At 64.4% G+C, this 20117-nt stretch carries 16 protein-coding genes; 6 read left to right on the top strand and 10 right to left on the bottom strand.

Going from position 1 to position 20117, the window contains the following annotated elements; genetic code table 11:
• The first annotated feature begins 25 nt into the window (after positions 1-25).
• From APT63_19630 to APT63_19645, 4 genes are all read left to right on the top strand, one after another.
• Positions 26-793 (top strand): hypothetical protein, encoded by a 768-nt coding sequence (locus APT63_19630; protein ID AMA47657.1) that lies wholly within the window; start codon positions 26-28, stop codon positions 791-793.
• A 173-nt stretch (positions 794-966) separates the two neighbouring features.
• Positions 967-2625: a hypothetical protein gene (locus tag APT63_19635; protein AMA47658.1), complete on the top strand. Its 1659-nt coding sequence runs from the start codon at positions 967-969 to the stop codon at positions 2623-2625.
• Between the two features lie 37 nt (positions 2626-2662).
• Positions 2663-4087: a peptidase M16 gene (locus APT63_19640; protein AMA47659.1), complete on the top strand. Its 1425-nt coding sequence runs from the start codon at positions 2663-2665 to the stop codon at positions 4085-4087.
• 43 nt (positions 4088-4130) lie between these two features.
• Positions 4131-5153 carry a hypothetical protein gene (locus tag APT63_19645; protein ID AMA47660.1) on the top strand — a complete coding sequence of 341 codons (1023 nt, stop codon included), beginning with the start codon at positions 4131-4133 and terminating at the stop codon, positions 5151-5153.
• A 49-nt stretch (positions 5154-5202) separates the two neighbouring features.
• On the opposite strand, the gene APT63_19650 is transcribed toward APT63_19645, so the two are convergent.
• The 5 genes from APT63_19650 to APT63_19670 form a co-directional block, all read right to left on the bottom strand.
• Positions 5203-6432 carry a hypothetical protein gene (locus APT63_19650; GenBank protein ID AMA47661.1) on the bottom strand — a complete coding sequence of 410 codons (1230 nt, stop codon included), beginning with the start codon at positions 6430-6432 and terminating at the stop codon, positions 5203-5205.
• A gap of 140 nt (positions 6433-6572) precedes the next feature.
• Positions 6573-7907, bottom strand: a complete 1335-nt coding sequence (locus APT63_19655) for a glutamate:protein symporter (protein ID AMA47662.1) — start codon at positions 7905-7907, stop codon at positions 6573-6575.
• Between the two features lie 703 nt (positions 7908-8610).
• Positions 8611-9081 carry a hypothetical protein gene (locus APT63_19660; GenBank protein AMA47663.1) on the bottom strand — a complete coding sequence of 157 codons (471 nt, stop codon included), beginning with the start codon at positions 9079-9081 and terminating at the stop codon, positions 8611-8613.
• Between the two features lie 209 nt (positions 9082-9290).
• The gene (locus APT63_19665; protein ID AMA47664.1) at positions 9291-9575 is read right to left on the bottom strand and encodes a hypothetical protein; all 285 of its coding nucleotides are present in this window, start codon (positions 9573-9575) and stop codon (positions 9291-9293) included.
• 174 nt (positions 9576-9749) lie between these two features.
• Positions 9750-10541 (bottom strand): transporter, encoded by a 792-nt coding sequence (locus tag APT63_19670; protein ID AMA47950.1) that lies wholly within the window; start codon positions 10539-10541, stop codon positions 9750-9752.
• A 247-nt stretch (positions 10542-10788) separates the two neighbouring features.
• On the opposite strand from APT63_19670, the gene APT63_19675 reads away from it, so the two are divergent.
• Positions 10789-12135, top strand: a complete 1347-nt coding sequence (locus APT63_19675) for a two-component system response regulator (protein ID AMA47665.1) — start codon at positions 10789-10791, stop codon at positions 12133-12135.
• Entirely contained in the window at positions 12132-13910 is a 1779-nt protein-coding gene (locus APT63_19680) for a PAS domain-containing sensor histidine kinase (GenBank protein ID AMA47666.1), read from the top strand. Before APT63_19675 ends, APT63_19680 begins: the two co-directional genes overlap by 4 nt.
• 6 nt (positions 13911-13916) lie before the next feature.
• Here the strand turns inward: APT63_19680 and APT63_19685 are convergent, their stop codons facing one another.
• From APT63_19685 to APT63_19705, 5 genes are all read right to left on the bottom strand, one after another.
• Positions 13917-15524, bottom strand: a complete 1608-nt coding sequence (locus tag APT63_19685) for a diguanylate phosphodiesterase (GenBank protein AMA47667.1) — start codon at positions 15522-15524, stop codon at positions 13917-13919.
• Between the two features lie 69 nt (positions 15525-15593).
• On the bottom strand, positions 15594-16370 hold the full coding sequence (locus APT63_19690) for an N-acetylmuramoyl-L-alanine amidase (protein AMA47668.1): 777 nt from the start codon (positions 16368-16370) through the stop codon (positions 15594-15596).
• A gap of 113 nt (positions 16371-16483) precedes the next feature.
• Complete coding sequence (locus tag APT63_19695; GenBank protein ID AMA47669.1) at positions 16484-18427, bottom strand: hypothetical protein; 1944 nt, start codon at positions 18425-18427, stop codon at positions 16484-16486.
• A gap of 29 nt (positions 18428-18456) precedes the next feature.
• On the bottom strand, positions 18457-19311 hold the full coding sequence (locus tag APT63_19700) for an endonuclease (protein AMA47670.1): 855 nt from the start codon (positions 19309-19311) through the stop codon (positions 18457-18459).
• Between the two features lie 11 nt (positions 19312-19322).
• The gene (locus APT63_19705; protein ID AMA47671.1) at positions 19323-19955 is read right to left on the bottom strand and encodes a thiol:disulfide interchange protein; all 633 of its coding nucleotides are present in this window, start codon (positions 19953-19955) and stop codon (positions 19323-19325) included.
• Between the last annotated feature and the right edge of the window lie 162 nt (positions 19956-20117).

Raw genomic sequence — 20117 nt, forward strand, 5'->3', positions numbered from 1 at the left:
GCCATCATCGCCCGAAGGAATTGACATGGAATGGCTGACTAGCCCAGAAATCTGGGTTGCCTTTTTCACGCTGACTGCGCTCGAGATCGTGCTCGGGATCGACAACATCATCATGATCTCGATCCTGGTCAGCCGCATGCCCAAGCACATGCAGCCCCGCACGCGCATCTTCGGCCTGGCGCTGGCCATGGTCACGCGCATCCTGCTGCTGCTCTCGATCACCTGGGTCATGCGCCTGACCGCCGACCTGTTCGTGGTCCTGGGCCAGGGCATTTCCGGACGTGACCTGATCCTGTTCTTCGGTGGCCTGTTCCTGTTGTGGAAAAGCTCCCAGGAGATCTTCCACGGCCTGGAAGGCGAGGAAGAAGCCTCCGAAGAGCCCAAAGGCGGTGGCGGCAAGTTCTTCTACACCATCGTGCAGATCGCCATCATCGACATCGTGTTCTCCCTGGACTCGGTGATCACGGCGGTGGGCATGGTTTCCCACGTGCCGGTGATGATCGCCGCGATCATCGTCGCCGTGCTGGTGATGATGCTGTGCGCCGGCACCATCGCCGACTTCATCGACAAGCACCCGTCGCTGAAGATGCTGGCGCTGTCGTTCCTGATCGTCGTGGGCACCGTGCTGATCGCCGAAGCCTTCGACGTGCACGTGCCCAAGGGCTACGTGTACTTCGCCATGGCTTTCTCGCTGGCCGTGGAAGCCATCAACATCCGCATGCGCACCTCCATGGCGCGCAAGAAGGGTGAGGCCGCCGAGGCGGTCAAGCTCAAGGATACCGTCGGCCACTGAGGCCAGACCCGCTCGTCGAACAAGGCCGCCTCGTGCGGCCTTGTCCGTTTCTGCGTCTCCCTGCGCCTTGATCGGGCGTGTGTGCTGGCAACCTGACCGGGCAGCGACTACAGCTTAAACCAGTACCCTGCAATCGCTGGCCACCGGGCCGAACGTCACTGGAGGACCTGGCCATGCTGACCTTGCTCGACCTGTTGTCTGCCGTCACCTTGCTGGTCTGGGGCACGCACATCGTGCGCACTGGCATCCTGCGGGTCTACGGCTCGAGCCTGCGCCGCGTGCTGGGCCAGAACATGAGCCGACGGCCCTTGGCCTTTCTGGCCGGCATCGGCGTGACTGCCCTGGTGCAGAGCAGCAACGCCACGGCGATGCTGGTCACCTCGTTCGTCGGCCAGGGCCTGATGACCATGACCCCGGCCCTGGCGATCATGCTCGGCGCCGACGTCGGCACGGCGCTGATGGCCCGGGTGCTGACCTTCGACCTGTCATGGCTCTCGCCGCTGCTGATCTTCCTGGGGGTGATCTTCTTCCTGTCGCGCAAGCAGACCCAGGCCGGGCAGTTGGGACGCGTGGGCATCGGGCTGGGCCTGATCATCCTGGCGCTGCAGCTGATCGTGCAGGCCGCGGCGCCCATCACCCAGTCCCAGGGCGTGCAGGTACTGTTCGCGTCGCTGACCGGCGACATCCTGCTGGACGCGCTGGTCGGCGCGTTGTTCGCGCTGGTGTCGTACTCCAGCCTGGCGGCCGTGCTGCTGACCGCCACCCTGGCCGGTGCCGACCTGATCGGCCTGCCAGTGGCCATCGGCCTGGTGATCGGCGCCAACATCGGCAGCGGCCTGCTGGCTTTCCTGACCGCCACCTTGCAGAACGCCGCCGGTCGTCGGGTCGCGCTCGGCAGCCTGCTGTACAAGCTGATCGGCCTGCTGCTGGTGATCCCCGTGCTGCACCCGCTGGTGGACTGGATGCAGACCTTGAACCTGCGCCCCCAGGAGCTGGTGATCGGCTTTCACCTGCTCTACAACACGTTGCGCTGTGTCGTGCTGCTGCCCACGGTCGGGCTGATGGCCACCCTGTGCGAGGCCTGGCTGCCTGATCGGCGTGAGCCGGTCAGCGCCGCGCAGCCGCGCCACCTGGACCCGACTGCGCTGGACACGCCCAGCCTGGCCCTGGCCAACTCGGTGCGCGAGACCCTGCGCCTGGGGGACTTGGTCGACAGCCTGCTGGACGTCCTGCGCCAGGCCTTGCAGGGCGACGGCAGCGCCTTGCCCCGGCAGGCGCGGCAGCTCAGCGAGGAAGTCGACGTGCTGTACAACGCCATCAAGCACTACCTGGCCCGGATGCCGCGCGAAGACCTGCCCGAACAGGACAGCCGGCGCTGGGCCGAAGTGATCGAGCTGGCCATCAACCTCAAGCTGGCCAGCGACCTGATCGAGCGCATGCTGCGCAAGATCCAGCAGCAGAAGACGGCCCAGCGCCGCGCCTTCTCCGAGGTCGGTCTGGAGGAGCTGACCACCTTGCAACAGCCCTTGCAGGCCAACCTGCGCCTGGGCCTGTCGGTCCTGCTCAGCGCCGACCCCGACAGCGCACGGCAACTGCTGCGGGAAAAGCGCCGGTTCCGGGCACAGGAACGGCGTCTGGCCCATGCCCATGTCAGCCGTCTGCAACGCCGCATCGTTCAAAGCATCGAGACCAGTTCGCTGCACCTGGAGCTGATCGCCGACATGAAGCGGTTGAACTCTTTGTTTTGCAGCAGTGCCTATGTGGTACTGGGTGGCTCGGACACGGGCGGGCTGATGCTCGACACCGTGCCGGATGAAACCCGCCTGCCTTGAACGCGTCTCCGACGCAGACCGGCCTGGAAGCTTGCCCATGCGTTGCCTGATGTTCGTCGTACTGCTGTTTTGCGCGTTCCCCAGTGTCGCCCTCGACCGCTCACGCGTAGAAGGCTACCTGCTGCCCAATGGCCTGCAGGTCATTCTCAAGTCGGGTTACGAACGCGACCACGTCTCCATCCGCCTGGTCGTCGGTGTCGGGCTGGACGACTTCGGGTGCGATCAGCGAGAACTGCCCCACCTGCTCGAACACTTGCTCTTCAGTGGCCTGGACGGGCAGGACGAAGGTGGGCTGGAAGCCCGCATGCAAGCCCTGGGTGGGGAATGGAACGCCTTCACCAGCAGCGCCGACACGACCTTCGTCATCGAAGCCCCGGCGCGCAACCAGCGCAAGGTGCTGGACCTGCTGCTGGAGATCGTTCGCGACACCCGCCTGGACGAGAAAGACCTGGCGGTCGCCAAGCAGATCATCGAGCGCGAGGATGGCGGCCACTACGGGCATCTCCAGCGCTGGCTGGACCGCCAGGACATCGGTCACCCTGCCAGCGACCAACTGGCCACCGAACTGGGCCTGAAATGCAGCGAACGCTCCGACGTCCAGGCCATGACCCTGAAACAGGTCGAAGACCTGCGCAACCGCTGGTATGCCGCCAACAACATGAGCCTGATCGTGGTCGGTGGCCTCGACAAGCTGCTGCCGGCCTACCTGGACCGCACCTATGGCGAGCTGCCAGCCACCGAGCCGGAAGACCGTCGCGCGCTGGACAGCATCAGCGAACAGGCCGAGCCACGCCGCGAGCTGGTGCGGGGCTGGGTCGGTGACAACGTCAAGCTGCACTGGCTGTTCATCGAGCCGGTACTGGACACAGCCCATGACCAGACGTTGGAGCTGGTAGCGCGCTATCTCGACTGGGCCTTGTACGATCAATTGCGCCTCAAGCAAGGCCTGTCCTACGGCCCCTCGGTAAAACGCCAGAGCTTCGGCGACAGCGGCATGCTCAGCCTCAATGCGGACCTCGAACGGGGCGATGTGGACCAGGCCATCGAGGCCCTGCAAGGCCTGTTCGAGCGTCTGCGCACGGACGGCCTCGACCCGAAGACCTTCGCACGGATCCAGCAAGCCGCCATCGCCCGGGAAAGCTGGACGACCCAGGGCAACCCGGCGCTGGCCGACTATTACTGGGGCGCCCTCAACACCTACGCCGAGGGCCGCTTCGAAGACCCGGCGAGCACCTTGCGTGAGGTGACGCTGGAGGACGCCAACGCAGCCCTCAAGGCCCTGCTGAAGGAGCCGGGCTATGTGCGCATCGAGGCCCCTCTGTTGAGCGATGAGGGTCTCTACGGCGTGCTGGCGTTACTGGCCGTGGTGGCACTGGCCTTGATCTGGCTGCGTCGACGCCGACGCCGCCGTCGCCAGCGCGCTCCCCAGGCTCGCCCAAGCGGCGCTACACGACGGCGCTGAATCGACGGTATGCTGTGAGAGGTTTCCCATGCAGTCCTCATCGATGTCACATCTCTCCCATTGGCTGCACCGCCTGATCGAGCTGCTCAAGCGCTACCCGGGCATCATCGCCCTGGGTGGCTTCCTGTCCGGTATCGGCAGCTTCATCCTGGTCGATCGCCAGGCCAGCCTGGCCAGCTGGATCGCCGTGGTGATGCTGGTCAGCTGGGTCTGGCTCATGCTCGAGAACACCCTGACCCGGTTGTTCGCGCGCGCCTTCAAGCGCGAGATTCCGCAGCCGCTGCTGCGCTACGCCACCCAGATGATCCACCAGGAAAGTCTGTTCTTCGTGCTGCCGTTCTTCTTCGTCACCACCACCTGGAACAGCGGCCAGCTGGTGTTCACCGGCCTGCTGGCGGCCGCCGGCCTGGTATCGATCATCGACCCGCTCTACTACAAATGGCTGGCGCCACGGCGCTGGCTGTTCATGGCCCTGCATACCCTGACGCTGTTCGCCGCGCTGTTGACGGCCTTGCCGATCATCCTGCACCTGACCACGGCCGAAAGCTTCAAACTGGCGCTGGGCGCGGCCATGCTGCTGTCCTTCCCGAGCCTGGCCAGCAGTTTTCCGATCACCGGCTGGCGTCGTGCGCTGGCGGTGCTGGGGCTGACCCTGGCGGTCGGCGCCGGAGGCTGGCTGCTGCGCTCCTGGGTCCCACCGGCCACCTTGTGGATGACCGAAGTGGCCGTGAGCACCCAGGTGCAGGGCCGTGAGCCTGGCGATTCGCTCAAGGAGGTCAACGTGGACCAGCTGAGGAGCAACGGGCTGTATGCCTACACGGCCATCAACGCCCCACGCGGCCTCGACGAGCGCATCTACCATGTCTGGCAGTTCAATGGGCAGGAAGTCGATCGCATCGCCCTGGACATCCACGGGGGACGCAAGGAAGGCTACCGGGCCTGGACCCACAAGCAGAACTTCCCGCCAGACCCCACCGGACGCTGGCAGGTGAGGGTGCTGACCGAAGACGGTCAAGTCATCGGCGTGCTGCGCTTCAAGGTCACCCAGGGGGCCCAGCGCACGTGATTCCTGTCCTGCATGCCGTGCATTCCTTCGTCCGGCGCGTGATACGGCCTTAGGCGAAGAACCAGTAGCAGACCAGGATCGCCGCCACCACGCCAGAGAACTCGGCCAGCAGCGCGCACCCGACGGCGTGCCGGACACGCTGGATGCCCACCGCGCCGAAGTACACGGCCAGCACGTAGAAGGTGGTCTCGGTGCTGCCCTGGATGGTCGCCGCCACCAGCGCGGGGAAGCTGTCCACGCCTTTGGCCTGCATGGTCTCGATCAACAACGCCCGAGCAGCGCTGCCGGAGAAGGGCTTGACCAGCGCCGTGGGCAAGCCGTCGACGAAGCGTGTGTCCAGGCCCATCCACTGCACGGCATGGCGGATGCCGTCCAGGGCCAGGTCCAGGGCACCGGAGGCACGCAGCACGCCGACGGCGCAGAGCATGGCCACCAGGTAGGGCAGCAGGCTCTTGGCCACGTCGAAACCTTCCTTTGCCCCTTCCACGAATGCTTCATACACCTTCACCCGCCGCAGCGCGCCAATGACCAGGAACAGCATGATCACGCCGAACAGGGTCAGGTTGCCGAGAATGGACGACAGCAGGGCCAGGGCAGAGGTCGACAGGGTGGCGAGGAAGGCCATGAAACCGCCCAGCAACAGGGCACCGGGCACCATGTAGGCCAGCACCACCGGGTCCCACAGCCGCAGCCGCTGCATGACGGCGACCGACAGCAGACCCACCACGGTGGAGACACTGGTCGCCAACAGGATCGGCAGGAACACCAAGGTCGGATCGGGTGCACCTTGCTGGGTGCGGTACATGAAAATGGTGACCGGCAGCAGGGTCAGCGATGAGGCATTGAGCACCAGGAACAGGATCTGCGCATTGCTGGCGGTGGTCGCGCTGGGGTTGAGTTCCTGCAGGGCACGCATGGCTTTCAGCCCGATGGGCGTGGCGGCGTTGTCCAGGCCCAGGCCATTGGCCGCAAAATTCAGGGTGATCAGCCCCAGGGCAGGGTGACCTGGTGGCACGTCCGGCATGAGCCGGGCGAACAACGGGCCGAGCATCTTGGCCAGCCATTCGACGATACCGGCCTGCTCGGCGATCTTCAGAAACCCCAGCCAGAGCGTGAGGGTACCGAACATCAGCACCATGACGTCCACCGACAGCTTGGCCATGGCGAAAATGCTTTCGACCATCGCGGCGAAGATGCCGGTGTTGCCTGCGAACAGCCACTGGGCCATGGCCGAAACGGCCGCTACCAGGAAAAAGCCAAGCCAGAGGCCATTGAGCATGCGCGCCACCCTTTGTGAAATGCGGGCGATGATAACGCATTGCGGCGCAGGGCTTCAGTGAGCGAAGGGGCTGGCCTGACGAGAGACAGTCTCCCTCAGGCCCGGAGACGGCCCACCCGCAGGTGAGCCGTGGGGACGTTTCAGCGCTTGGCGGGTTCGCCGACCGTTGCCGACGAGGCCTGCTTGCTGAGATGCGGCAGGGAATTCCAGTAGGCCTCACCCTTGGCCGCGTCGTACATGCCTTCCCAGCGTGCGATCACCAGCGCCGCCAGGGCATTGCCGACCACGTTCAACGCTGTACGGGCCATGTCCATGATGCGGTCGACGCCTGCAATGAAGGCCAGGCCTTCCAGTGGGATACCGACGCTGCCCAGGGTGGCCAGCAGCACCACGAATGAGACACCCGGTACACCGGCGATGCCCTTGGAGGTCACCATCAGCGTCAGCACCAGCAGCAATTGCTGGCTGATCGACAGGTCGATGCCGTACAGCTGTGCGATGAATAGGGCGGCGATGCTCTGGTACAGGGTCGAGCCATCGAGGTTGAACGAGTAGCCGGTCGGCACCACGAAGCTGCAGATGGACTTGGGCGCGCCGTAGGCCTCCATCTTCTCGATCACCCGCGGCAGTACCGTTTCCGAACTCGAGGTGGAGTAGGCCAGGATCAGCTCGTCTTTCATGATGCGCATGATCTTCAGGATCGAGAAGCCGAACAGGCGTGCGATCAGGCCCAGCACCATGAAGGCGAAGAAGGCGATGGCGAAGTACACCAGCAGGACCAGCTTGGCCAACGGCAGCAACGAGGAGAAGCCGAAGTTGGCGACCGTCACGGCGATCAGGGCGAACACGCCGATCGGCGCGTAGTTCATGATCATGTGGGTGACCTTGAACATGGTCTCCGAGACGCCCTGGAACGTGCGTACCAGCGGCTCGCGCAGGTCCGCCTGCAGGCTCGACAGGCCGAGACCGAACAGCACCGAGAAGAAGATGATCGGCAGCATCTCGCCGCGCATCAGGGCCGCGAAGATGTTGGACGGAATCAGGTTGAGCAGGGTTTCGATGAAGGCGTGCTCATGCTGCACTTCCGCTGCGGTCGCCTGGTACTTGGAAATGTCCACGGTGCCCAGGGTGCTCATGTCGATCCCGGCGCCCGGATGGAACAGGTTGGCTAGCAGCAGGCCGACCACGATGGCGATGGTGGTCACGATCTCGAAGTACAGGATGGTCTTCAGGCCGATGCTGCCCAGCTTCTTGGCATCGCCCACACCGGCAATGCCGACGATCAGGGAGGAGATGACGATCGGCACGACGATCATCTTGATCAGACGGATGAAGATGTCACCCGCCGGTTGAAGCACGTTGCTGATCCACCATGCCTTTTCTGCACTGAAATGATTCAGCAAGGCACCGACGGCCACGCCAAGGACCAGGCCGATGAGAATCTGCCAAGCGAGGCTTAGTTTTGCCTTCTTCATGTCTTCACCTTCTTGTTTGCACATCTTAGATATCTGGCTGGAAGCCGCTGCTTAGAGCGGTTCCTGCGCAAAATCGCTAGGGCCCGAGACGACACACCCGCCAAGCGGTCGGCAGACCTGGCACGGGCACCGGGAACAGAGCCCGGTGAAAAAGTCGGCAACTATTGCGATGACGGCCACCCTCGTCTAATGCCGTAAACGAGTGGGCCATGCCGAATCGGCATGAGATAAGGCGGATCCTGCCGTGACTTCGTTGCCGACGGAGACGTACGTTCGGATTGCCGAACAGCCGGGGAACGCCGTTTCCAGGCGGAGCAGGAAGGGATCAATCAGACGCGATCAATGTGTTCGACAATCCGAATGCCCGCAGACGGGCGCCTGCAAACGAGCCGGGCAAAGGAAAAAAAGATGGATGGCAGGTGTGGGAAAAGAAGACGCTGGAGGGAAGAAGTAGCGCTTCGGAAGCCAGATCGATCGACGCTACAACAGTGAGCGTTGATCGATCTGATGCTTCCGATGCCGCTTCGCCTGACCCGGCCCCCTGAAAGGAGGTACTCCCTGTACCCCTAGGCCGCTTCGACACGATAGGTCAAAACAGCCCGGCCCCTTGGTCATGCGCTGCGCCCTCATCGAGGCAGCGCACCATAGAAGCTGCAATCCTGAAAAGGTTCAGCTTCCGTTGATAACCAGACGCAACCGGTGGTCAGTACCAGGCCGGGTCGCGTTTCAACTGCTCCTGGAGCAGCTTCTTCATGCCGTCATCTGGATCGCCCAGCCAGGTGTAGGTGGCGTGACGCGTCGGTGACTTGTCCTGCGGCAGACCTTCGGGAACTTCGACCAGCATCCCGTAGGCATCGTCCTTGTCCCAGCTGAAGGCGACGATCAAGCGCTTGTACGTGCAGTTGCCTTCGGACTCGCAGACCGGACCCACTAAGTACTTGTCACCGTCCTCGGTGACTGCCGACATCTGCTGAGGTGAACTGCCACTCAGGTTGATCACCCAATCGGGCAGACGCTCCTGCGTGCGGACCACCTTGGCCCATGTCTCACGGTATTCGGTGTCCGAACCAAGCAACTGGTTGGCCCGGACCTGGCCATCATTGGCCGCCATTGCCGCACTGCTGCCGCCCAGAACGAGCGCAGCAGCCAAAGCTCGGCAGAGCACTGCCTTCATTGCGACTATCTCCTGCCACGGCCGAAGAAGAACGACGCCACGAACAGCACCAGGAACACGATGAACAGAATCTTCGCGATACCGGTAGCGGCGCCAGCGATACCACCGAAGCCCAGAACGGCCGCGACGATGGCGATGATCAAGAAGGTAATGGCCCAGCTCAGCATGGTGTATCTCCTTTTTACTCTTTATTGAATCCTGATGCCGGGTCAGAAGACCCAACTGTCTTGGTGAACAACGCTGTCCGTGGTCGCGGAAGACGCCTGCGAAACGGGCAGGTGGGCTGGCGCGCTGACGGGCATGCTCGCCCGGGTGGCCTGAATGTGCGCGATCAGAGCGGTTTGTGCCGCGACCTGATCGGCCATGCGGGCCGACTGCCAGGTGTGGTACAGCTGGCCGATCAACAGGGTGACCATCAGCGCGAACGTGACGAGCAGCACCTGACGCAGGGGCAGGGCAAGGTTCGTTTCGCGGTGGGTGGTCTGGCCGTTCATGCCGGTACTCCTGTTGTTCGTATTCTGCGGTTCGTGCAGATAACAGTGCAGCCAGCATGCCAGTCTTGAATCGACTTAAAAATCCTTTAAAAACAAAGAGTTATCTAAAACCAAAAAGACCGTGTAGGACGTATCCTGCACGATCTTCGAAATAGTTCCGTGCGATTTGCACGATCACCCCTCGACCTTGGTCGCCACCTTGAGCAAATCAGGGTCTACGCCTCGTACACCGAGGATCTGTCGAGCGATCTCCACGGCAATCGACTTCTGCTGAGCACTCACTACCTCGCCCGACAAACGCACCATGCCTTCTGCACTGGCCACCTTGATCTTCAGCACATCCAGATTGCGGCTGAAGCGAAAGCTTTCCTGGATCTTGTCGACGATCCACTCATCGTTCGGCTGAGCCCCCGTGGAGACCTCGGCGGGTGCGGTACGCGCCTGGGCCATGGCCACGCTGTCCAGGCTGATGAGGTTGTTCACCATGTACACACCCTCGGTGCTGCGCGCCAGGACGCCGGCCAGTTCCTTGGCCGGCGCATTGTCGACCTTGCCACGCAACGTCACGACACCGTCCTGTGTGTTCACCTCGACGGCAGTCTGCTGCGTCAATGTGCTCCAGGCCAGGCGAGAGCGGACGATGGCGGACAAGGTCGCGTCTTCCAGGCGTTGCGCGTAGGCCTTGAGTTCCAAGGGTTGTTCGACCAGTTGAGGATTCACATGCAGTTGGTTATCCACCTGCTCAATGCCTCGGGTCGCCTGCGCCACGTCCTCTGCCAGCCGACGCTGCACGTCGTTCTCCACCTCGCCTGTCAGCGTGGCGGCCTGGCCATCGACCTGGGCTTTGATCGCAAGGGTGTTGAGTACACGGTTGAGCGACAGGGCCGTCTGCACGGCGCCCTCCAGCCGTGCGTCCTGCGCGGTCTCGGCCTGGGCCATGGGTAGCAGGCAGGCTTGGCCAAGCATCCAGAGGCCGATCCAGGCCGCATTTCGGTAAGGGGTAGGCATGTCCATCTCCTTTAAGGCATTAGAAACAGCAGTTCGCAATGACCATGCCAGCCCTGGATCGAGCTAAAAACCATATTTTTCAATGATTTAAGCCCTGCGACATAAAGCAGCTAGCATGCATTCAGCAAAATCAATCAGAATTGACCATGCAACTTGCCCGATTTTTCCGACACTAACCGAGATAATTCTTAAAGGAGCGTAGGAAATGGAGTCAGCCCAAGACAGTCAGGGCCGTATTCTGCTTGTGGATGATGAGTCAGCCATCCTGCGGACCTTCCGTTATTGCCTGGAAGACGAGGGTTACAGCGTCGCGACGGCCAACAGTGCCGCCCAGGCCGACACCCTGCTGCAACGCCAAGTGTTCGACCTGTGTTTCCTGGACCTGCGCCTAGGGGAAGACAACGGTCTGGACGTGCTCGCCCAGATGCGTATCCAGGCGCCCTGGATGCGCGTGGTGATCGTCACCGCGCATTCGGCCATCGACACTGCCGTGGACGCAATCCAGGCCGGCGCCGCCGATTATCTGGTCAAGCCCTGCAGCCCGGACCAGCTGCGCCTGGCCACGGCCAAGCAGCTGGAAGTGCGTCAGCTGTCGGCACGCCTGGAAGCCCTGGAGGGGGAAGTCCGCAAGCCCAAGGATGGCCTGGACTCCCACAGCCCGGCGATGATGGCGGTGCTCGAGACCGCACGGCAGGTCGCCACTACCGATGCCAACATCCTCATCCTGGGTGAGTCCGGGACCGGCAAGGGCGAGCTGGCACGGGCCATCCATGGCTGGAGCAAGCGGGCACGCAAGGCCTGCGTCACCATCAACTGCCCTTCGCTGACCGCCGAGCTGATGGAAAGCGAGCTGTTCGGCCACAGCCGCGGCGCGTTCACCGGGGCCAGCGAAAGCACCCTGGGCCGGGTGAACCAGGCCGACGGCGGCACGTTGTTCCTCGACGAGATCGGTGACTTCCCGCTGACGCTGCAACCCAAGCTGCTGCGCTTCATCCAGGACAAGGAGTACGAGCGGGTCGGCGACCCGGTGACGCGTCGCGCCGATGTGCGCATCCTGGCGGCGACCAACCTGAACCTTGAAGAAATGGTCCGCGAGGGCAAGTTCCGCGAGGACCTGCTGTACCGCCTGAACGTCATCACCTTGCACCTGCCGCCGTTGCGAGAGCGCAGCGAAGACATCCTCACACTGGCCGATCGCTTCCTGGCACGCTTCGTCAAGGAATACTCACGCCCGGCCCGTGGCTTCAGCGAAGAGGCTCGCGCCGCGCTGCTCAACTATCGCTGGCCAGGCAACATCCGTGAGCTGCGCAACGTGATCGAGCGCGCCAGCATCATCTGTGGCCAGGAACGGGTGGAGATTGCCCACCTGGGCATGGGCGAGCAACCTGCGGGCAATGCGCCGCGGGTCGGCGCGTCCATGAGCCTGGACGAACTGGAACGGGCCCACATCGGCGCCGTGCTGGCCACCAGCGACACCCTGGAGCAAGCCGCACGGACCCTGGGGATCGATGCGTCCACCCTGTACCGCAAACGTAAGCAGTACCACCTATGAAGTGGGCGATGAAGCTGCGCACGCGGCTCTTTCTCAGTATTTCCGCGCTGGTCAGCGTGGCGCTGCTGGGCTTGCTGCTCGGGTTGGTGAGCGTCATCCAGATGGCCTCGGTGCAGCAGGAACAGGTGCGTGAAACCACCCAGTCGCTGGCATTGGGCCTGAAGCTGCGGCAGAACCTGGGCGATCAACTGGCCCTGATCCTGAAGGCCGACTCCGACCGAGAGCGCCTGCTGAGCCTGCAGAACGAGTTCCAGAACGTGCTGGACGACAGCGCTGACCTGGCCAGCGCCAAGTCCGGCTTCGGCAAGACGCGTGCGACCTACCAACGCTTCCTGCAGGCCTACCGCGAGTCCGCACAACCGTGGCGCGACATGAGTCCGGAGGCGCCACTGGGCGCCGCGTTCAACGCCATTCGCACCGACCTGATCGATGTCCACCAGAATGCCCTGGCGTACATCAGCCAGAGCGGCGAGCAGGCCCGCGACCGTTCTTTATTGGTCGGCGGCCTTCTGGGCATCATGGGGCTGACCGTCCTGGTGCTGGGCTTCATCACCGCGCACAACATGGCGCGCCGGTTCGGCCAGCCGATCGAGGCCTTGGCCAAGGCCGCCGACCAGGTGGGCGAGGGCAACTTCGATGTCACCCTGCCCGTGACCCAGGGCCAGGAGCTGGGCCTGCTGACCAAGCGGTTCGGGCTCATGGCCGATGCCTTGCGCAAGCATCAGGCGACCAACGTCGACGAGCTGCTGGCCGGCCAGCAACGCTTGCAGGCCGTGCTCGACAGCATCGACGATGGCTTGCTGATCATCGACCGCCAGGGCCGGCTGGAGCACCTCAACCCCGTGGGCCAGCGCCAGCTCGGCTGGGACAACAGCCGTGTGGGCATCAGCCTGGCCGAAGCGCTGCAGCGGCCTGAGCTCGAGCAGCAGCTGCGTCAGGTCTTGCGCGGCGGCAGCCTGGACCGGCCACCCGAGGACCTGAGCCTGGAAGTGGACGACGAATCGCGTCTGCTAACCTACAGCCTCACCCCCGTCAGCCACCCCCAGGGCCCGATCCTGGGTGCGGTCATGGTCTTGCACGATGTCACCGAGCAGCGCGCCTTCGAACGGGTGCGCAGCGAATTCGTGCTGCGTGCGTCCCACGAACTGCGCACGCCGATCACAGGGATGCACATGGCGTTCGGCCTGCTGCGCGAACGGCTGAAATTCCCGGCCGAGGCCCGTGAGAACGACCTGCTGGACACCATCGGCGAAGAAATGCAGCGTCTGACGCAGTTGATCAACGACCTGCTCAACTTCTCGCGCTACCAGAGCGGCCTGCAAAAGCTCGAGCTGGCCCCCTGTACGGCCGAGGATCTGCTGCAACGTGCCATGGACCGGTTCGCGCTGCAGGCGCAGGCCAAGGCCATCGAGCTGGTCCAGGAGCTGGAACACCCCCTGCCGCGCCTTCAGGCCGACGTCGCCCAGCTCGACCGCGTCCTGGACAACCTGCTGCACAATGCCATTCGCCACACGCCCCAGGGCGGGCGTATCTGCCTGCAGGCGCGACGCCATGCCGAACGTGTGATCATCAGCGTCGAGGACAATGGCGAAGGCATCGCCTACGGGCAGCAGGGCCGTATCTTCGAGCCGTTCGTCCAGGTGGGGCGCAAGAAGGGCGGCGCAGGGTTGGGTCTGGCGTTGTGCAAGGAAATCGTCCAACTGCACGGTGGCCGCATGGGCGTGTTCTCCCGACCGGGGCAAGGCACCCAGTTCTACATGGCCCTGCCCGCCTAGCCATGATCAACGCGAGGTCAGTGTCCGGCGCTGACCCTCGCTGACCAACTGGATGAACTGACGGGCCGTCAAGGGCCGGGCGAACAGCCAACCCTGCCCGTACTCCACGCCTTCGCTGCTGAGCAGCTCCGCCTGGTCTTCGTACTCCACCCCCTCGGCGATCACCTGCAACTGCAAGGCGTGGGCCATGCGCACGATGTGCGGGGCGACGCCACTGCTGGCGGCATCGTGCCCCAGGGCATCGATGAAGGCCTTGTCGATCTTCAGACAATCCACAGGCAAGGTCTGCAGATAGGCCAGGCTGCAGTAGCCCGTGCCGAAGTCGTCGATCAGCACTTTGTGGCCCATGCTGCGCAAGGCCTGCAAGTGGTCGCGGGCCACCTGCACGTCCACCAGGCCTCGCTCGGTCACCTCGAAGGCGATCTGTCGCGCGTCAACGCGGTGCAGGGCCAGCAGACGCGTCGCCACCAGCCCGATGCGCGGCGCGGTGACATCGCAGGCTGCCAGGTTGATCGAGATGTACAACTGCGCATGGGTGCGCAGCAGGGCGCCCAGCTGCTCGAGCACACGTTGCAGGACGAAATCGGTCAATGGGCGAATCTGGCCGGTGTCCTCGGCCAGTGGAATGAACAGTTCGGGGCTGGTCAGGGTGCCATCCGGACGCCGCCAGCGCACCAGGGCTTCGGCACCCACGCAGCGGCGACTGGCCAGCGTGAAGATCGGCTGGTAGAGCACCTGAAGCTCGCCACGCCGCAAGGCCCCTTGCAACTCGGCACTCATCGAGCGGCGCTGCAGCGCCAGTTGCCCCACCAGCCAACCGATGCAGCAGGCGCTCAGCAGGCTACCGACCACCAGCAGCCACAGCAGCCAGCCCAGCTCCAGGGGTGCAGAGGCCCGGGGCACGATCAGCGCCAATTGATAGTCGGGCGATCGGGTCGGCATGCGATAGATGAGGCGATCCGGCAGCTCGATCAGGGCCTGTGCCGAATCGACGGGCCACGAGGCGCGGGGCGGCCAGGGCTGTATGGGGCCCAGTACCGGGATGGCGCGCGCGCCCTGATCAAGCAACACCAGCACACTGCCTCCGGCGGGCAGGTCCACCACGTCGGTCAGGTGCCCGCGGGAGGTGGAGACCAGAAAGCGCCCGCGTCCCAGCATCAGGACGGCCAGGTTGTCGTCAGGCTCGGTGGAGGTATTGAGCCAGATGCTGTAGACCGGTCCATTGATATCCGGCGCCCGCAGCGGCGCCTCCCAGCGGGCACCTTCGCGTATCGAGCAGACGGTGGCGCCATCGACGTAAGCGGCCTCGTAGACGAAACGGTAGCGAAACCCCACCTGCCGCAAGGCGCTCAGCATCGCGCCATCACACCGTCGCGACGGCAGCGACTGCAGTTGGTCCACGCCTTGGCGCAGCTGCCCGAAGACCTGCTCGAGGCGCTCCAGAAAGCGCTCGCCGCGCGCGTTCATCGAGGCGATTTCCTGCTGCTTCACCTGGTGCAGGGCCAAGGTCAGGCTGATGGCCAGCAGCAGGCTTGCGCTGAGCAGCGTCGTGACCAGGGCCAGCAGCCGTGGTCGCTGCAACAGGTAGGCAAAAACGGGGGCGAGGGCTGACATCCGCGGTATCCGGTCGAGTGTCCATGAGCAGGGCAACTGTCCGGCAAGTCAGTCTCTCGCAAGAGCGCTTCAATGCATGCTGTTCAGCACTTGCAGGATAGCTGCGGTTTGCGCATCCGCCACGCCATCGTAACGCTGGGGCCGGAAATGCATCTGGAAGGCCGTGAGTGTCGCACGGGTGGCCGGGTCCCAGACGCCGGTCGGTGCGATGGCGTAGCCGGCGCGGGCCAGCTGCTGTTGATACCAGCCGATGCTCGGCGGGTTCGCGGCATAGTAGAGCTGCTGACGGGCCACGGCGTTTGCGTCAGGCCAGAGCCCCAGGCCGGCCTCGGCCAGGCGCTGCCAGGGGAACAGCGGACCCGGGTCCTGCTTGCGGCCAGGGGCGATGTCGCTGTGGCCGATGATGTTGCGCGGCGAGATGCCATGGCGCTTGACGATGTCCTTGACCAGGGCGATCACCGACTGCACCTGGGCCTCGCTGTAGGGGTACCAGCGGCGGCCATTGGGGGTATCGGTGAAGCCAGGGTTGACGATCTCGATCCCGATCGAGCTGGCGTTCAGCCAGGTTCGCCCCTGCCATTGGCTTTCGCCGGCATGCCAGGCCCGGCGGTTCTCGTCCACCAGCTGGTAGACCGTGCCTGGGCCATCGCCGATCAGGTAGTGGCTGCTGACCTCGCCTTGGGTCAGCAGCGCCAGCGAACGCTCCAGCGAGGCATTGGTGTAATGCAGAACGACGAACTGGACACGGCTGTCCTGATTGGCCGAAACGTGACTGCGGTCGATGCGTAGCCCCGAAGAGCACCCCGCGAGCAGCAGCAACAGGGAGGCGAGCACGAGTTTTTTCATAGGACGAACGAGCATCTGGTCAGAAGAGTGGCGTCAGTATAACGGGCTGACCCGCCAGCGCACGTGGTGCACGACGGACCGCGTCCATCGCCCAAGACACGCTCGTCAGACCCTCAGCGGTCGGTCTGGACCTGATTGCGGCCCTGGGCCTTGGCCCGGTACAACGCCTGGTCGGCACGCTTAAGCACCGCCTCGGCCAGGTCGCCGGTCTGGAAGGCGCTGATCCCGATCGAGACGGTCACGGTGACCCGCTCGCCCTTGAAATGAAACGGGCAGGCCTCCACGGCGGCACGCAGGTCGTCGCTCAACGCACGGCCGGCCGCCAGTACGCTGCCGGGCAGCAGCAGCACGAACTCCTCGCCGCCGAAGCGTGCGATGAAGTCCCGACCCCGCAAGCGTGTGCGCAGCACATTGGTGACGATCTTGAGGACCTTGTCTCCGGCCAGGTGCCCATAGCTGTCGTTGATCCGCTTGAAGTGGTCCAGGTCGAGGATCGCCAGGCACAGCGGCTCACCGGTGGCCTGCCAGGCCTGCACGTCGTGCTCGAGGCGTTCGCTCCAGGCGGCCCGGTTGGGCAGCCCGGTGAGCGGGTCGATCAGGGCTTTCTGGCGCTGCTCTTCGAGATGGCCGCGCACATCCAAGGCTTCCTGCTCCATCGCCGCCACGCGTTCGGCAAGCCCTTGCAGACGACCGGCCAGCGCCTGCTCACGCTGGTCCCGTGCGTGGCAGTGCTCGTCCAGCGTGGTCAGCAGGCCTTCCAGACGGTTGTCCAGCAGCACACGCAGGCTCGCCAGGTCGGTGGCGCCTTGGACGCTGCTCTGCAAGCCGTCGACCTGCTCGCGCAACTGGTGGTCCAGCTGGCGTGAGGCCGAGCGGTGGTCAGCGTGACCGCTGCTGGCCGCCTGCAAGTGGCTCTGAAAGGTTTCCAGGCGCCCATTGAGCTGCTGCAGATAGGCCTCGAATTCGTGCTGGCCGCTGTCATTGATCGCCAGCATCAGCACGGCCAGATCGTCCAGCACGGGGATCAGTTCGTACCAGTTCAGGCCGCTGGCGACCCGTTCGCGCATGGCCAGTGCCTGGGTCTTGTGCCGCTCTGGCAAGGTCAGATCGTCGAGCAGGCCGAGCAGCGTCTGCTCGATGTGCGCCGCCACGCTGCTGTAAGGGGGCTCGACGGCATAGGGCAGGGCATAGGGGCCGTCGTCGAGCGGCGCGTCCGACACCGTTTCGTCGACGGTTGCCGATGGCTGCACCGAAGCCAGCGCGGGCAGGGGCAGCACGCTCGGCACAGGGGAGACGGGCGCAGCCTCAGAGGGTGCCTGCACGGAGGGCATGGCGTCTGCCGCGGAAGGCGCGAGCACAGGGTGCACGTCGCCTGCCACCGGCGTTGCCGACACAGATGGATCTACGGACGGCGGACCGATCGGGGCAGGCGCAGCCTCAGGTGCAGGCGCCGATTCAGGCTCAGGCGTTGGTGCGGGGGCGGGGGCGGGGACGGGTACAGCCGTGACCGGCCCGGTAGCCGGAGCCTCGCTGTCACGGGATCCGAACAACCGTTGCAGCAGGCCGGGCCCCGAGGGCGGCGCCTGCGTGCGCAAGGCCTGTAGCGCACGCCCCTGCAGGTTGCTGAGTTCGCTCAGCAGCAGGGGCATCTCCCTGGCCTGGCCGACGCGCTCGTCGAGTTGCTTGGCGAATTTCTTCAGCGGCTTGCCCACATCGCTGGGCAGGGGCAGGTGCTGCAACTGCTGCACCAGTGCCGACAAGGCCGTGCTGACCTGGCCTAGGCGCGTTTCACGCCGCTGCTCGGAATCGAGTACGGCTTTTTCCAGGCGCGGGATGAGCCCAGCCAGTGCGGTGTCGAGGTTGTCGCCGCGAATGACCTCGCGCATCTCCTTCATGCACGCGTCCACCGCCTTGTCGCTGCCTTCGGCCGCCAGCGTGCTGCGCACCAGACCCCGGCGCAGCAGGTCGAGACGTGCTTCCCAACGCCGCTCGAGCGCTTCCTGCTGCTCGAGGCTTTCCAGGTATTTGTCTTTCCAGCGCTGGGCGTCGTCGGTCATGCCTGGATCCGCATTCGGAAAAAGGGCTGTCAGCTCACGACCGGCAGCGTATCCACAGTCAATGCGTCAGGCAAACGAATCTCCACGGCCACCGGCAAATGGTCGGAAATGGGCTGCGACAGCACCTCGACCCGCTCCAGCGTCAAGGTCGGGCTGAGCAGGATATGGTCCAGGCAACGCTGGGGTCGCCAGCTGGGGAAGGTGGCCTCGACCTGAGGTGCGATCAGGCCCAGGTCGCGCAGGGGCGAGTGCTCGAGCAGGTCATTGGCGTGGGTGTTCATGTCGCCCATGAGCACCTGGTGACGGTAGCCGCCGATCAGTTCACGGATGTAGGCCAGCTGCAGGGCGCGGGTCTTGGCGCCCAGTGCCAGGTGCATCATCACCACGACCAGCGCATCTTCACCCTCGCCGAAACGTACCAGGATCGCCCCGCGGCCTGCCGGCCCAGGCAAGGGATGATCCTCGAGCGCGTGAGGCTTGAGACGGCTCAGCACACCGTTGCTGTGCTGGGCGAAGCGCCCGAGGTTGCGGTTGAGTTGCTGGTACCAGTAGGGGAAGGCGCCCAGCTGCGCCAGGTGCTCCACCTGGTTGATGTAGCCCGAGCGCAGACTGCCCCCGTCGACCTCCTGCAAGGCGACCAGATCGAAGTCGCCGATCAGCGCGCCGATCTTCTGCAAGTTGCCGGCACGACCGGTGTGCGGCAGCAGATGCTGCCAGCTGCGGGTCAGGTAGTGCCGGTAACGCTCGGTACTGATGCCCACCTGGATGTTGAAGCTGAGCAGCCTGAGCCGCCCATCGGCAGGCAGCTCGGTGCCTTGCAGATGGGCCGGGTTGACCTGCGGCTGATGCAGGCCAACGCCTCGCGTGGTCTTCAAGCGGGCCATGGTCAGCGCCGCTACTTGGCGGCGCGCTCCTTGGCGATCAGCTGGTCGGCGACCTGCAGGACACCTTCAGGCCCACCGGCGGTGCCGAGGTCGAAGCGGTACTTGCCATCGACGACCATGCTCGGCACGCCCGTGATTTCGTACTTCTTCGCCAATTCCTTGGCCTGGTTGACCTGGCCCTTGATGGCGAAGGAGTTGAAGGTGGCCAGGAACTTGTCCTTGTCCACGCCCTGAGTGGCGAGGAACTCGGCCATTTCCTCAGGCTTGGTCAGGCGCTTGCGCTGGTTCTGGATGGCGTCGAACACGGCGTTGTGCACCTTGGCTTCCACGCCCATGGCTTCGAGGGTCAGGAACATCTGCCCGTGGGCATCCCAAGGGCCGCCGAACATGGCAGGCACGCGCTTGAAGACGACGTCCTGCGGCAGTTTTTCGACCCACGGGTTGAGGGTCGGCTCGAAGTGGTAGCAGTGCGGGCAGCCGTACCAGAACAGTTCGACGACTTCGATCTTGCCGGGCACCGAAACAGGAACCGGATTGCTCAGCTCGATGTATTGCTCGCCGGCGACAGGCTCCGCGGCCTGGACGGCGGCTACTCCGAAAGCGCTGGCGGCGACCAGCGCGGCGCTGAGAAACAGTTTACGCATGCTTTGCTCCTGAGGCAGTCATTGGCCGCTTGGCGACCTTGCTGAATAGTCTGAGACCGATCGTAAAGGGTCGAGTTCTCGAGTGTAACGGTTGCGGTCATGAAAAAGGGTGAATGGTGTCGGGTATGCACCCGGCAAGCCGGCATCGAATCGGACACCGGC

The organism is Pseudomonas monteilii (assembly GCA_001534745.1).
Taxonomy (GTDB): Bacteria; Pseudomonadota; Gammaproteobacteria; order Pseudomonadales; family Pseudomonadaceae; genus Aquipseudomonas; species Aquipseudomonas alabamensis.